At 68.3% G+C, this 13,623-nt stretch carries 9 protein-coding genes; 4 read left to right on the top strand and 5 right to left on the bottom strand.

Annotated features, from left to right (window positions below; translation table 11 throughout):
- Window positions 1-7 precede the first annotated feature (7 nt).
- The 5 genes from ABT009_RS18545 to ABT009_RS18525 all read right to left on the bottom strand — a co-directional run bounded on the left by ABT009_RS18545 (window position 8) and on the right by ABT009_RS18525 (window position 9,288).
- Window positions 8-961, bottom strand: a complete 954-nt coding sequence (locus tag ABT009_RS18545) for an ABC transporter permease (RefSeq protein ID WP_351295434.1) — start codon at window positions 959-961, stop codon at window positions 8-10.
- Complete coding sequence (locus ABT009_RS18540; RefSeq protein WP_351296004.1) at window positions 954-1,886, bottom strand: ABC transporter permease; 933 nt, start codon at window positions 1,884-1,886, stop codon at window positions 954-956. The genes ABT009_RS18545 and ABT009_RS18540 overlap by 8 nt, the downstream gene beginning before the upstream one ends.
- A 165-nt stretch (window positions 1,887-2,051) precedes the next feature.
- Window positions 2,052-3,677, bottom strand: coding sequence for a peptide ABC transporter substrate-binding protein (locus tag ABT009_RS18535; RefSeq protein ID WP_351295431.1), 1,626 nt, complete (start codon window positions 3,675-3,677; stop codon window positions 2,052-2,054).
- A gap of 1,040 nt (window positions 3,678-4,717) precedes the next feature.
- Complete coding sequence (typA, locus tag ABT009_RS18530) at window positions 4,718-6,625, bottom strand: translational GTPase TypA (protein ID WP_351295428.1); 1,908 nt, start codon at window positions 6,623-6,625, stop codon at window positions 4,718-4,720.
- A 197-nt stretch (window positions 6,626-6,822) separates the two neighbouring features.
- Entirely contained in the window at window positions 6,823-9,288 is a 2,466-nt protein-coding gene (locus tag ABT009_RS18525) for an ABC transporter family substrate-binding protein (RefSeq protein ID WP_351295425.1), read from the bottom strand.
- Window positions 9,289-9,686: 398 nt separating this feature from the next.
- Between ABT009_RS18525 and ABT009_RS18520 the strand changes: the two genes are divergently transcribed.
- The 4 genes from ABT009_RS18520 to ABT009_RS18505 all read left to right on the top strand — a co-directional run bounded on the left by ABT009_RS18520 (window position 9,687) and on the right by ABT009_RS18505 (window position 13,567).
- Entirely contained in the window at window positions 9,687-9,974 is a 288-nt protein-coding gene (locus tag ABT009_RS18520) for an Rv0250c family protein (RefSeq protein WP_351295422.1), read from the top strand.
- A gap of 67 nt (window positions 9,975-10,041) precedes the next feature.
- Complete coding sequence (gene sdhC / locus ABT009_RS18515) at window positions 10,042-10,863, top strand: succinate dehydrogenase subunit SdhC (protein ID WP_351295419.1); 822 nt, start codon at window positions 10,042-10,044, stop codon at window positions 10,861-10,863.
- Entirely contained in the window at window positions 10,863-12,800 is a 1,938-nt protein-coding gene (locus ABT009_RS18510; RefSeq protein ID WP_351295416.1) for a fumarate reductase/succinate dehydrogenase flavoprotein subunit, read from the top strand. Before sdhC ends, ABT009_RS18510 begins: the two co-directional genes overlap by 1 nt.
- The gene (locus ABT009_RS18505; protein WP_351295413.1) at window positions 12,797-13,567 is read left to right on the top strand and encodes a succinate dehydrogenase/fumarate reductase iron-sulfur subunit; all 771 of its coding nucleotides are present in this window, start codon (window positions 12,797-12,799) and stop codon (window positions 13,565-13,567) included. Before ABT009_RS18510 ends, ABT009_RS18505 begins: the two co-directional genes overlap by 4 nt.
- Window positions 13,568-13,623 lie beyond the last annotated feature (56 nt).

Below are 13,623 nucleotides of genomic sequence, written 5' to 3'. Positions count from 1 at the left end.
GCCTCCCTCAGCGCATCTTCGGGTCGAGGGCGTTGCGGACCGCCTCACCGAGCATGATGAACGCCAGCACCGTGATGCTGAGCATGATCGACGGGTAAAGCATGATCCACTGGGCCACGCGGATCTGGTTGCCGCCGTCGGAGATGTCGTTGCCCCACGAGACGCCGTTCAGGCCGAGGCCCAGGAAGGACAGCGTGGCCTCGGCGCCGATGTAGACACCGAGCGAGATGGTGGCGACGACGATCACCGGGGCGAGGGTGTTCGGCAGGATGTGCCGGAACATGATCCGCGGGGTGCTCGCGCCCAGCGCCTTGGCGGCATGCACGTAGTCGGCCTGCTTGGTGGTGATGACCGCGCCGCGCATCACACGGGCGATCTGCGTCCAGCCGAAGAAGCCCAGCGCTCCGATGACCACCCAGGGCGTGCGGTCCTGGAAGGAGTTCAACACGACCATCGTGCCGAGCAGGAACGGGATTCCGAAGAAGACGTCCGTCAGCCGCGACAGGATCGAGTCGACGACGCCGCCGAAGTATCCGGCGATCATGCCCATCAGGCCGCCCAGCAGCGTGACGACGACGGTGGTGCCGAAGCCGACGGCCACGGAGGCCCGGGTGCCGTAGATGACGCGGGCGTAGACGCTGCGGCCTTGCTGGTCGTAGCCGAGCCAGTCGGGCGAGCCGACGTTGCCCAGCTTGGGCTTCTGCAGGTAGTGCTTGGCCAGGTCGCCGAGGATCGGGTCCGCGCTGGTGAACCACCCGGGGAAGAAGGTGATCAGCAGCAGGATGAAGATCAGCACGCTGGAGGTGAGGAAGATCCAGCTGCGGCGCAGGTCGGCCCAGGCGTCGCCCCACAGGCTGCGGGTCTTCTCCGACTTGCCGGGCTTCGGGGCGATCTCGGCGGCGACGACCGCGTTCTGCGCGTCGATGGCCCCGTCCGAAACGGTCTTGGTCACGTCAGGCATAGCGAATCCTCGGGTCAAGGACCGCGTAGAGCAGGTCGACGAGCAGGTTGGCAAGGAGGTAGACGATGACGAGGATCGTCACCAGACCGACCACGGTGGTCCCCTCACGGCGCACGATCGACTCGTAGATCGTGCCGCCGACGCCCTGGATGTTGAACAGACCCTCGGTGACGACGGCGCCGCCCATCAGGGCGCCGATGTCGGTGCCCAGGTAGGTGACCACGGGGATCAGCGAGTTGCGCATGAGATGGACGCCCACCACACGGCTCTTCGGCAGGCCCTTGGCGATCGCGGTGCGGATGTAGTCGGCCCGCAGGTTCTCGGCGATCGAGGTCCGGGCGAGTCGGGTCACGTAGGCCAGCGACGCGGTCGCCAAGACGATGGCGGGCATCAACAACTGACCGTAGTCGGTGGAGTCGTTGACGTTCGGATCCAGCCAGTGGAGCTGCTCGGCGAAGACCAGCTTGAGGATGAAGCCGAGGACGAAGACCGGTACGGAGATGAACAGCAGTGTGACAAGCAGGACCGCGTTGTCCGTGAACCGCCCGGCGCGCATACCCGCCAGGACTCCCAGGCCGATGCCCAGGACGACCTCGATGGCGAAGGCCAGGGAGGCGAGGCGGAGAGTCACCGGAAAAGCGTCACCCAGCACGTCGGTGACGGGGCGGCCGCTGGCGACCTGCGTGCCGAAGTCACCATGCAGGATCATGTCCTTCATGTAGTTCCAGTACTGCACCAGGATCGGCTGGTCCAGGCCGTACTCATGCCTCAGGGCCGCGATCACCTGCGGGCTTCCGGCCTTGTCGCCGAAGAGCCCTCGCACGGGGTCGCCGGGCAGGGCGTAGACCATGAGGAAGATCAGCAGGGTTGTCCCGATGAAGACCGGGATCATCTGGAGCAGTCGTCGTGCGACATAGCGCCCCATCATGCCTCCATGTAAGTCACAGCGGCAGCCGACGGGCCCTTCCCGTGCGAACGCGTACGTAGATCGTACGGATTTGCACGGAAAGGGCCCCCCGGCCGCTACCGCCAACCCGGCGGCGGGTGTGACGCGTGGTCACCCCGCCGCCGGAGGACGGGCTGTTCTTGGTTACTTCTTGACCTGAACGCCGGTCAGGATCGGGTCTCCGTCCTGGGCGTACTTGACGCCGCTGACCTTCTCCGAGTAGCCCGCGTTGACCTTGTAGTACCAGAGCGGAATGCTCGGCATGTACTCAGGGAGCTTCTTCTCGATCTCCTGGTACAGCTTCTCGGACTCCTCCTGCGTGGCGGCGGAGTCGGCCTTCTTGATCAGCGCGTCGATCTCCTTGTTGGAGAAGCCGCTCTGGTTACCGGCCGACTTGGTGCCGAACAGGTCGCGGATGAAGTTGGCGTTGAACGGGTAGTCGAGCACCCAGCCGGAGCGGTACATCGACTTGACCTCCTGCGCGTCACGCGCGTTGAGGTCGGCCTGGAAGTCGGCCTTGGAGTCACCGGTGCACTTCACGCCGGTGGCCTTGGTGATGGAGTTGCAGACCGCCTCCACCCACTCCTTGTGACCGCCGTCGGCGTTGTACTGGATGGAGATGGCGTTGCCCGGAACGCCGCCGCCCTCCTTGATGAGCTCCTTGGCCTTGGCCGGGTCGTACTTGAAGATGTCGGTGCCCAGGTCCGCCTGGTAGCCGAGGACGCCCTTGGCGACCCAGCCGGTGGCCGGCTCACGGGTGCCCTGGAGCACCGTCTTGGTGATGGTGTCGCGGTCGATCGCCATCGACAGGCCCTGCAGGACCTTGGGGTCGATGTCCTTCCACTGCTTGGTGTAGAAGGCCGGGGCGACCGTCTGGATGGCAGAGTACGCCTGGTCCACGGCGCGGTCGCCGAGGTCCTGCTTGTAGACGGGCAGGTCCTTCGGGGCGATCTGACGCAGGACGTCGACGTTGCCGGACTTCAGGTCCTCGTAGGCCGTCTCCAGGTTGGTGTAGTTCTTGAAGATCACACCACCGTTCTTGGCCTTGTTCGGACCCTTGTAGTCGTCGTAGCGGACGACCTCGATCTGCTTCTTGTGGTCCCAGCTCTTGAACTTGTAGGGACCGTTGCCGACCGGGTTCTCGCCCGCGGCCTTCGGGTCCTTGTAGAAGGACTCGGGCAGCGGCGAGAAGACCTCGTAGCCGAGCTTGTAGACGAAGTACGGGATCGGCGAGTTCAGCTCGATGGTGAACGTGGTGTCGTCGACGACCTTCAGACCGGACATCGTGTCCTTCTTCGGGTCACCCTTCGCGGGCGCGACATCGTCGTAACCCTTGATGTCGGAGAACCAGAAGCCGTTGGTCTGCTTGTTCTTGACGTTGGCGGCCCAGTTCCACGCCTTGACGTAGGACTCGGCGGTCACCGGGGTGCCGTCGTGGAACTTCCAGCCGTCCTTCAGCTTGACGGTGAAGGTCTTGTTGTCCTTGGTGTCCACCGACTCGGCGTTCACCATGACGATGTTGCCCTTGGAGTCATAGTCGACGAGCCCGGAGAAGAGCGCCCTCGTGACGATGCTGCCGTTGGACTCCATGGTGTTGGCGGGCTGCAGCGGGTTCTGCGGCTCACCGACCTCGATGGAGAACACGCCGTCCGGGTCGATGGCGGCCTTGCTCTCGCCGCCCTTGTCACCGTCGCCGCCACCACAGGCGGTTGCTGCCAACGCGACGACGATTGCCCCCGCGACCCACTTGGCGCTCTTGGCACCGCGCATGGGTTCCTCCTCATGAGTCCACTTGTTCACTGCAAGAGGGGGCACATGACACGACGCCGCCACCCCTGACGGCGAAGAGTTCCGGTGCCCCAGTGTGCTCGTGAGTCGGCGCTCCCCACAGCGCGTGACCCATTGACCCGAGCTCTACGCGCCTAACTATTAGCCATGGGGTACGGCCCGGCCACACCCTTTTGGTCTCGGTTCGATCACACCTGACACGTACTTAGTCCAAAATCCGGACAAACCGATCCGAGATAGAGGACCACGAAACGGACGCGTTACATATCTATCGGGCAGCGGTGTCCGCATTCCGGACACCCACTTAAGGAAAACCAGTTGTGGACATGGCGATGATCTGCCGTACCCTTCCCGGCACCCCACGCCTCAACCCTCGCCCGCCCCTAACAGGAAGGGTAGCTGCCAGTCCCCGCGCGTAGATATGGGTGTGACGCGCTCCTCTGGCGGCGTCAATGGGGGCCCAAGTTCGCAAACTTGGGCATTCCGGTACGACAGCGCTTCGGGCGCCCCCTGGTCGGAAGCGTCCGGGTCTGTGGTATCGGCCGGATGTTTCGGCTGAATGCCGACGTTGTATCCGTCGGCGTCGGGAGGCGGCGCTGAGGTCGGGCGCGAGGGCACCGTACGTCGTGGGTTGTGCCCACCCTCCCCCAAGCTCTCGGCTCCGCTCGAGCAGGGGGGGGACCCCCATCTCCTGGGGTACCTCCCAGGCCCTTAAGGCACTGGGGGAGGAACGCCTGCCCGCAACAGGTGAGACCTGCAGCCGCCCGACGGCCGAAGGGGACGTGGCGGGATGTGCGCCCGCAGCGGCTGGCGCAAACTCCGGGCTCGCCTGACGACGTACGGCTCGGCACCAGACCGAGGACGTACATCCCGGCACGGCCCCGACCCACCCACCGACGGGTGGCGAACCACCGACCGCCCGGAGGCAGCCGTCAGGCGTCAGCCGCACCGCGCGGCGCAGCCGAAGGCCGAAGCTGCGTGCGCCGGGCCCCCAGGGGCCCGGCGCACAGAAGCAGGAAACGTCAGGCGTGCTTCGCGCGCGACGCCGCGCGAGCGCGGTCCCGCTGGTCCAGCACCACCTTGCGGATGCGGACGGCCTCCGGGGTGACCTCGACGCACTCGTCGTCGCGGCAGAACTCCAGCGACTGCTCCAGCGAGAGCTTGCGCGGCGGGACGATCGCCTCGAACGAGTCAGCCGAGGACGACCGCATGTTCGTGAGCTTCTTCTCCTTGGTGATGTTCACGTCCATGTCGTCGGAGCGCGAGTTCTCGCCGACGATCATGCCCTCGTACACCTCGGTGCCGGGGTCGGTGAACAGCACACCGCGCTCCTGCAGGTTCGTCATCGCGAACGCGGTGACGGCGCCGGCGCGGTCGGCGACCAGCGAACCGTTGTTACGGGTCGTCAGCGTGCCGAACCACGGCTCGTGGCCCTCGTGGATGGAGTGGGCGATGCCCGTGCCGCGCGTGCCGGTCAGGAACTCCGTACGGAAGCCGATCAGACCGCGGGACGGTACGACGAACTCCATGCGGACCCAGCCGGAGCCGTGGTTGGACATGTTGTCCATACGGCCCTTGCGGACACCCATGAGCTGCGTGACCGCGCCCATGTGCTCCTCAGGCACGTCGATCGTCATGCGCTCGACGGGCTCGTGGACCTTGCCGTCGACCTCCTTGGTGACCACCTGGGGCTTGCCGATGGTCAGCTCGAAGCCCTCGCGGCGCATCTGCTCGACCAGGATGGCGAGCGCGAGCTCACCACGGCCCTGGACCTCCCAGGCGTCCGGTCGCTCGGTGTCGAGCACACGGAGGGAGACGTTACCGATCAGCTCGCGGTCGAGACGGTCCTTGACCTGGCGGGCGGTGACCTTGCGGTCCTTGACCGCGGCCTTGGCGTCCGCGCCCTTGCCGGTGCCACCACGGCCGACCAGCGGCGAGGTGTTCGTACCGATGGTCATGGAGATCGCCGGCTCATCGACCGTGATCAGCGGCAGCGCGATCGGGTTCTCGGGGTCGGCGAGGGTCTCGCCGATCATGATGTCCGGGATACCGGCAACCGCGCAGATGTCACCCGGGCCAGCCTTCTCGGCGGGCTTGCGGGTGAGCGCCTCGGTCATCAGCAGCTCGGTGATGCGCACGTTGGACATCGAGCCGTCGCGCTTGATCCACGTGACGGTCTGGCCCTTGCGCAGCTCGCCCTGCTCGACGCGGAGCAGCGCGATACGGCCGAGGAAGTTGTCGGCGTCGAGGTTGGTGACGTGGGCCTGGAGGGGGGCGTCCTCGTCGTAGGACGGGGCCGGGATGGTGTCCAGGATCGTCGAGAAGAACGGCTCCAGGCTGTCGCTGTCGGCCGGGACGGTGCCGTCCTCCGGCTTGGTCAGCGAGGCGATGCCGTCGCGGGCGCAGGCGTAGACGATCGGGAACTCGATCTGGTCCTCGTCCGCGTCCAGGTCCAGGAACAAGTCGTACGTCTCGTTGACGACCTCGTCGATCCGGGAGTCCGGGCGGTCCGTCTTGTTGATGCAGAGGATCACCGGGAGGCGGGCGGCGAGGGCCTTGCGCAGCACGAAGCGCGTCTGCGGGAGCGGGCCCTCCGAGGCGTCGACGAGCAGGACGACGCCGTCGACCATCGACAGGCCGCGCTCGACCTCGCCGCCGAAGTCGGCGTGGCCGGGGGTGTCGATGATGTTGATGGTGATGGGCTCGCCGCCGGCCTTCGGGTGATACTTCACCGCGGTGTTCTTGGCGAGGATCGTGATGCCCTTCTCACGCTCCAGGTCGTTCGAGTCCATCATCCGGTCGTCGAGGTTCTCGGCGGCGTGGGCTGCGAAGGCGCCGGCCTGCTTGAGCATGCCGTCGACGAGGGTGGTCTTGCCGTGGTCGACGTGGGCGACGATGGCGACGTTGCGGATGTCTTGGCGCGTGGCCATAGTGCGGCGCTTCTCCCGGGGTGAGTGGACGGCCTGCGCGTACGTCTCTTCGTACGCGGGCCCTGCCGGGCTGGACACGCCACGGCCTCACCCCATCGTACGGTGCCCTCCGGGGTGGGGCTTCCTCGGGCCTTTGGGTGCCCTCCCTTGGGGGTGCCCTGGCCCAGAATGGTGGCGACGGCGCCTGCCCTCGACAGTCAGCGGGTCGGGCTCTCCTTGGGGGCGCCCGGATGGACCCCCTGCTTCAGGAAGCCCATGTCCTCGTAGGCCGGGGTCTCGAAGCCGAAGGCGCCTGCGTTGGCGAGGCTGGGGCGGGCGGCGACCAGCTGGGGGCGCTGGTAGAGGGGGATGGAGCCGGCCGCGGCCCAGATGCGGGCGTCGGCCTGCTTCATCAGCGACGTCGCCTCCTTCTCGTCCAGCTCGGCGATCGCCTGGCTGAAGAGCTGGTCGATCTGGTCGGTGCCGACGCGTGTGTAGTTCTGTTCGATGCTCAGCGAGCCGTCCGCGGCGGGCACCGGCTTGGCGAAGATCGGCCGGTCGTCGGTCGCCGGGAAGGCGGTCGCGGGCCACGAGTACAGCGCGAGGTCGTACTGGCCGGACGCGATGTGGTCCTTGAAGTAGCTGTCGTCGGAGACCTTGGACATCTCCGTGCGGATTCCGATGCGCTCCAGCATCTGCGTGATCCGTTCGCCCACGGCGCGCAGCTGCTCCGATCCGGGGCCCGAGGGCAGCACGAAGCGGAGCGTCAGGGGCTTGCCGTCCTTGGCCACCTGACCTGCGGCGACACCGTCGGCTACGGCATCGGCCGGGGATGCCGGGGTCCCGCTCGGCTTGGGGGCGGCCGTGCCCTTCGGCGCGTAAGCGCCCGGGACGCCGCCACCCCTGGCCTGCTGCCTGCCCTCCTGGCCCCGCGGGTCCTGCTGCTTCTCCCGGTCGGCCTCACGGGGCATGAGCAGGGCGTCCGCCTGGCGGACGAGCGCCGCTCGCTGGAGAGCGACGGCCGGGGACGGCGCGAGCACCGCGTTGCCGCTGTCGCCCGGCTTGTCGTCATCCCTGCGATCGCCAGGCTCGTCGTCATCCCTGCGGTCGCCCGGCTTGCCGTCCTCGCTGCGGTCGCCGGGCTTGTCGTCCTCCTCGCCGACGATGTACACGCCGTCGTCGTCCTCGGCCGCGTCCTCCGAGACACCGGCCTCGTCGGACCGCTCGGAGTGCCCCGAGGTGTCGGAGGAGCGGCCCGGTGCCCCGCCGGCGGGCTTCCCGGAGTCCTGGCCCTGGCTGCCCGCGGCGTTCCCGGTCCCCTTGTCCGTGCCGCCCGGCACCCACCCGGCATCCGCCAGCAGCGCCCGCGCCGCCTCCGTGTCCTGGCCTCCGATGGCTCCGCTGTTGTCGGCGTACGCCACCTGGCCGGCCAGTGCGAGATGGCTGCCGACCGGCTCGGCGGGCAGTCCGAGCGGCGTCAGTACGAGCCGGGCGAGTTCCTCGCGGTTGAGGGCGCGGGCCACTGCGCGGCGTACGCGTTCGTCGGCGAGCGGGCCCTGGGCGCCGTTGAGGGCCAGCTGCGTGTAGGCGGGCTCCAGGGACTTGCGGAGGACGTAGTCGCGCAGGTCGGCCTGCTCCTCGGCGTACTTCTCGGCCGCCTCGCTCAGCTTCTCGCGGGCGAGCTTCTCGGCCTGGGCCGCCTGCTGGTCCGAGCCGTGCGCGATGGCCCAGGAGCGCAGCGCCTGGCCGGGAGTGGTCGCGGCGGCGGGCCCGCCCAGGGGCGCCCCCTCGGCTCCCTTGTCGCGGGCGGCGAGTGCGATGCGCTGGGCGTCGGCCGGCTCGACGTCGGCGAGGTCGAGGCGGCCCTCGGCGAGCGCGGCGGCCCGCTGGTCGCGTGGCACGGCGCGCAGCACGATCGTGGAGAGCTTGGCCTGCCTGCCCCACCAGCGCGGGTTGCGCTCCAGCGTCACGTCGCCCGCCGCCCGGTCGATCTTCGTGAGGGTGAACGGCCCGGCGTTGACCTTCAGCTTGGCCCGCGCACCGTCGTTGAAGGTGTCCGGGGTGCCCATGACGTCCTTCGGATACAGCGGCGAGAACAGCGAGCGCCAGTCCGCGTACGGCTTGCCGAAGGTGACGCGTACCTCCAGGTCGTTGGCGCCTCGCTCGACCTTCTCGATCCGGTCGTAGCCGGCGTTGCGCGCGGTCCAGTACGCGGTGTCCTTGCCGGACAGGGCCCGCCACTGGGCGGCGAAGTCGGCGGCGCCGATCTCGCGGCCGTCGCTCCACACCGCCTGCTGGTTGATCTTGTAGAGCACGACCTGCTTGGGTTCGCGCTGGACGATCTCGGCGGACTCCAGGAAGTCGGGGTTGCGCTGCGGACGGCCCAGCTTGTCGACCCGGAACAGGGACGGCAGGACGGCGCCGGCGATGCGCGAGGTGGTCGCGTCGGCGTCGGCCTGGAAGGCGTTGAGCGTCTCGGGCAGGGCGTCGACGGCCCAGTGGAGGGTGCCGCCGTCGCTGATCAGATCGCGCCCCGCCGACGCGATGTCCTGCCCGGCGGCCGGGCGGCTCGCCTCCTCGCTCTCGCTGCTGCAGCCGGTCAGGGCGGGCACGACGAGGACTCCGGCCGCGAGGAACGCGACACATCGCAGGACATGGCGCAGCCTGCCGCCGTCGAGAGACATCACTGGTACCTCCGGGGCTCGCGCGGGCGCCCGCCGCCCGGGCCGGGTCGGACCCGGACTGCTCAGGTTGTACGGAATGCTGTGCGGAATATGGAGCTGATCACACGTATCGCCCTACTGAAGTGGATCGTGCGGGTTTGTCCTTGGCGACACGACGACGAGAGCACCAACGTCACCCATGCGGCGGAAGTGGCCGGAGAGGCCGGCGCGGCTCCTGTAAACAGCGAAAGCCCACGTGACCGGTGGGGCCCACTGGGCCGATCGGGGGCGCGTACGGGGCGCATGTGTGGCACACGAGCCAGGAATCCGGCCGGATCCCTTCACAAGGCCAGATGTGACGCGCGACACTCGCAGGCGCGTGAGCGTTGCCACCGCAATCGCGGAAGTGAGGGCAAGTCATGTCCCTGCAGGACGATCTGACCGCCGTACAACGCTGCATCGACGACCTCGTCCGGTCCGTCGGACGACTCGAGCAGCAGGCCGGGAGCAGCCTGGAGATCCGCCGGGTGCGCACCGACGCCGACCATTTGCGGGAGAGCGTCGCGCTACTGCGCGAGGCCGCCCCCACCCTCCGGGCGCAGAAGAAACCCGAGCTCGTGGGCATCCCGGACACGCCGTACGACAGCGCGCTGTGGACGGACTCGGACGACGAGGGGCTGGGGGCCCGCGACCGGCACGCTCCCTGAAACCCGCCACGGCCCGTCGGCGCATCCCGTCCACAGACGAGTCGTCCACGAAGGAGTGGAAGCTCAGTTGGCCACTGGTACCGAACCTCAAGTGAATAGCGGCGGTGTACGAGAAGGCACCCGCGCCGCCATCGCCTCCCCGCATCTGCGGACCGACCGCTGGTGGCTGGCGCCTGCCGCGACCGCGGCCGGGCTGCTGGCCTTCGTCGTCTACTCGACGTGGCGGGCCTTCTCGAACGCCGACTACTACGCGGCACCCTACGTCTCGCCGTTCTACTCGCCCTGTCTGGCCGAGAACTGCAAGCCGATGCACGCGGGCCCGAACTGGGAGATCTTCGGCAGCTGGTGGGGCCTCTCCCCCGCCCTGCTCATCCTGATCTTCCCGCTGGGCTTCCGGCTGACCTGCTACTACTACCGCAAGGCCTACTACCGGGGCTTCTGGGCGTCCCCGCCGGCCTGCGCGGTCGCCGAGCCGCACAAGAAGTACACCGGCGAGACCCGCTTCCCGCTGATCCTGCAGAACATCCACCGGTACTTCTTCTACGCGGCGATCCCGGTCGCCGGGATCCTGACGTACGACACGGTGCTCGCCTTCCGCGACGAGAACTACGAGTGGGGCCACATGGGCCTCGGCACGCTCGTGTTCCTGGTCAACATCGTGCTGATCTGGGCGTACACCTTCTCCTGCCACTCCTGCCGGCACATCGTCGGCGGCAAGCTGAAGCACTTCTCCAAGCATCCCGTGCGCTACCGGCTGTGGCAGTGGATCGGCAAACTCAACGCCCGGCACATGCTGCTCGCGTGGACCTCCCTGGTGAGCGTCGCGCTCGCCGACTTCTACGTGTTTCTGGTCGCCAGCGGTGCCTTCGACGATCCGAGGTTTTTCTGATGTCCGAAGTGGAACGGCAGCAGTGGGACGTCGTCGTGGTGGGCGCCGGCGGCGCGGGGCTGCGGGCCGCGATCGAGGCGCGCGAGCAGGGTGCGCGTACGGCCGTGATCTGCAAGTCGCTGTTCGGCAAGGCCCACACGGTGATGGCCGAGGGCGGCATCGCGGCGGCTATGGGCAACGTCAACGAGCGCGACAACTGGCAGGTGCACTTCCGCGACACGATGCGCGGCGGCAAGTTCCTCAACCAGTGGCGGATGGCGGAGCTGCACGCCCAGGAGGCTCCGGACCGGGTCTGGGAGCTGGAGACCTGGGGCGCGCTCTTCGACCGTACGAAGGACGGGCGGATCTCGCAGCGGAACTTCGGCGGGCACGAGTACCCGCGGCTCGCGCACGTCGGCGACCGTACAGGCCTGGAGCTGATCCGCACGCTCCAGCAGAAGATCGTTTCGCTGCAGCAGGAGGACAAGCGCGAGTTCGGCGACTACGAGGCGCGGCTGAAGGTCTTCCAGGAATGCACGGTGACACGCGTGCTCAAAGACGCTGACGGCCGTGTCTCGGGCGTCTTCTGCTACGACCGCGAGTCCGGCCGCTTCTTCGTCCTGGAGGCGCCCTCGGTGGTCGTGGCCACCGGTGGCATCGGCAAGTCCTTCAAGGTGACGTCGAACTCGTGGGAGTACACGGGTGACGGGCACGCGCTGGCGCTGCTGGCGGGGGCGCCGCTGCTGAACATGGAGTTCGTGCAGTTCCACCCGACGGGCATGGTCTGGCCGCCGTCGGTGAAGGGCATCCTCGTCACCGAGTCGGTCCGCGGCGACGGCGGTGTGCTGCGCAACTCCGAGGGCAAGCGGTTCATGTTCGACTACATCCCCGACGTCTTCAAGGACAAGTACGCCGAGTCGGAGGACGAGAGCGACCGCTGGTACGACGACCCGGACAACAACCGGCGCCCGCCCGAGCTGCTGCCGCGCGACGAGGTGGCGCGGGCCATCAACGCCGAGGTGAAGGAGGGACGCGGTTCGCCGCACGGCGGGGTCTTCCTCGATGTGTCGACGCGTATGCCCGCCGAGGTGATCAAGCGGCGGCTGCCATCCATGTACCACCAGTTCAAGGAGCTCGCCGACGTCGACATCACGGCCGAGGCGATGGAGGTCGGCCCGACCTGCCACTACGTGATGGGCGGCATCGCGGTCGACTCGGACACGGCGGCGGCCCGTGGGGTGCCCGGCCTGTACGCGGCCGGGGAGGTCGCCGGCGGCATGCACGGCTCCAACCGGCTCGGCGGGAACTCGCTGTCCGACCTGCTGGTCTTCGGGCGGCGGGCCGGCCTGCACGCCGCTGAGTACGCGTCCGGGCTCACCGGAGAGCGCCGTCCGGCCGTGGACGCCGAACAGGTGGACGCGGCGGCGGCCGAGGCGCTGCGCCCGTTCTCGGCGGAGGGCCCGACGCCCGGGGAGCCGCCCGAGAACCCGTACACCCTCCACCAGGAGCTCCAGCAGACGATGAACGACCTGGTCGGCATCATCCGCCGCGAGGCGGAGATGGAGCAGGCGCTGAGGAAGCTCGGTGAGCTGCGGGTACGGGCGCGGCGGGCCGGCGTCGAGGGGCACCGCCAGTTCAACCCCGGCTGGCACCTGGCCCTCGACCTGCGCAACATGCTGCTGGTCAGCGAGTGCATCGCGAGGGCCGCGCTGGAGCGTACGGAGAGCCGCGGCGGCCACACCCGTGAGGACCATCCGACGATGGACCGCGAGTGGCGGCACATCAATCTGCTCTGCCGGCTCGCGGACCCGACAGGCGGTCTCGCGGCCACCGACCCCGTCCGCGGCCAGATCTCCCTGGAGCGGGAGACGACGGAGCCGATCCGACCCGACCTGCTCGCCCTGTTCGACAAGGAAGAGCTGGTCAAGTACCTCGCCGAAGAGGAGCTGTACGAATGAGTTCGTACGAGGCGCGATTCAAGGTGTGGCGGGGGGACATCGAGGGCGGGGGGCTCGAGGACTTCAAGGTCGAGGTGAACGACGGTGAGGTGGTGCTCGACATCATCCACCGCCTCCAGGCGACCCAGGTCCCCGATCTCGCGGTCCGCTGGAACTGCAAGGCGGGCAAGTGCGGTTCGTGCAGTGCCGAGATCAACGGGCGGCCGCGGCTGATGTGCATGACCCGCATGTCCGTGTTCTCGCGCGAGGAGACGATCACGGTGACGCCGCTGCGGGCGTTCCCGGTGGTACGGGACCTCGTGACGGACGTCGGTTTCAACTACGAGAAGGCGCGGGAGATCCCCTCGTTCGTGCCCCCCGCGGGGCTGGGTCCGGGCGAGTACCGGATGCAGCAGGAGGACGTCGACCGCTCGCAGGAGTTCCGCAAGTGCATCGAGTGCTTCCTGTGCCAGGACACCTGCCATGTGGTGCGCGACCACGAGGAGAACAAGGCGGCCTTCGCCGGCCCCCGCTTCCTGATGCGCGTGGCCGAACTGGACATGCACCCGCTGGACGCGGCCGAGCAGACCGGCATCGACCGCAAACGCACGGCCCAGGACGAGCACGGCCTCGGCTACTGCAACATCACCAAGTGCTGCACGGAGGTCTGCCCCGAGGGCATCAAGATCACGGACAACGCGCTCATCCCCCTGAAGGAACGGGCGGTCGACCGGAAGTACGACCCGCTGGTGTGGCTGGGGTCGAAGATCGGGCGGCGATCACCGTGAGGACCAGTGACGGTCTCGGGACCAGGGTCGGTCTCGGGACCAGGGTCGGTCTCGGG

Source organism: Streptomyces sp. NPDC002896 (assembly GCF_040295225.1).
In the GTDB taxonomy this organism is placed as follows: Bacteria; Actinomycetota; Actinomycetes; order Streptomycetales; family Streptomycetaceae; genus Streptomyces.
Note: the sequence above shows the minus strand (reverse complement) of the source record. Positions and strands in the feature narration are given on the sequence as shown.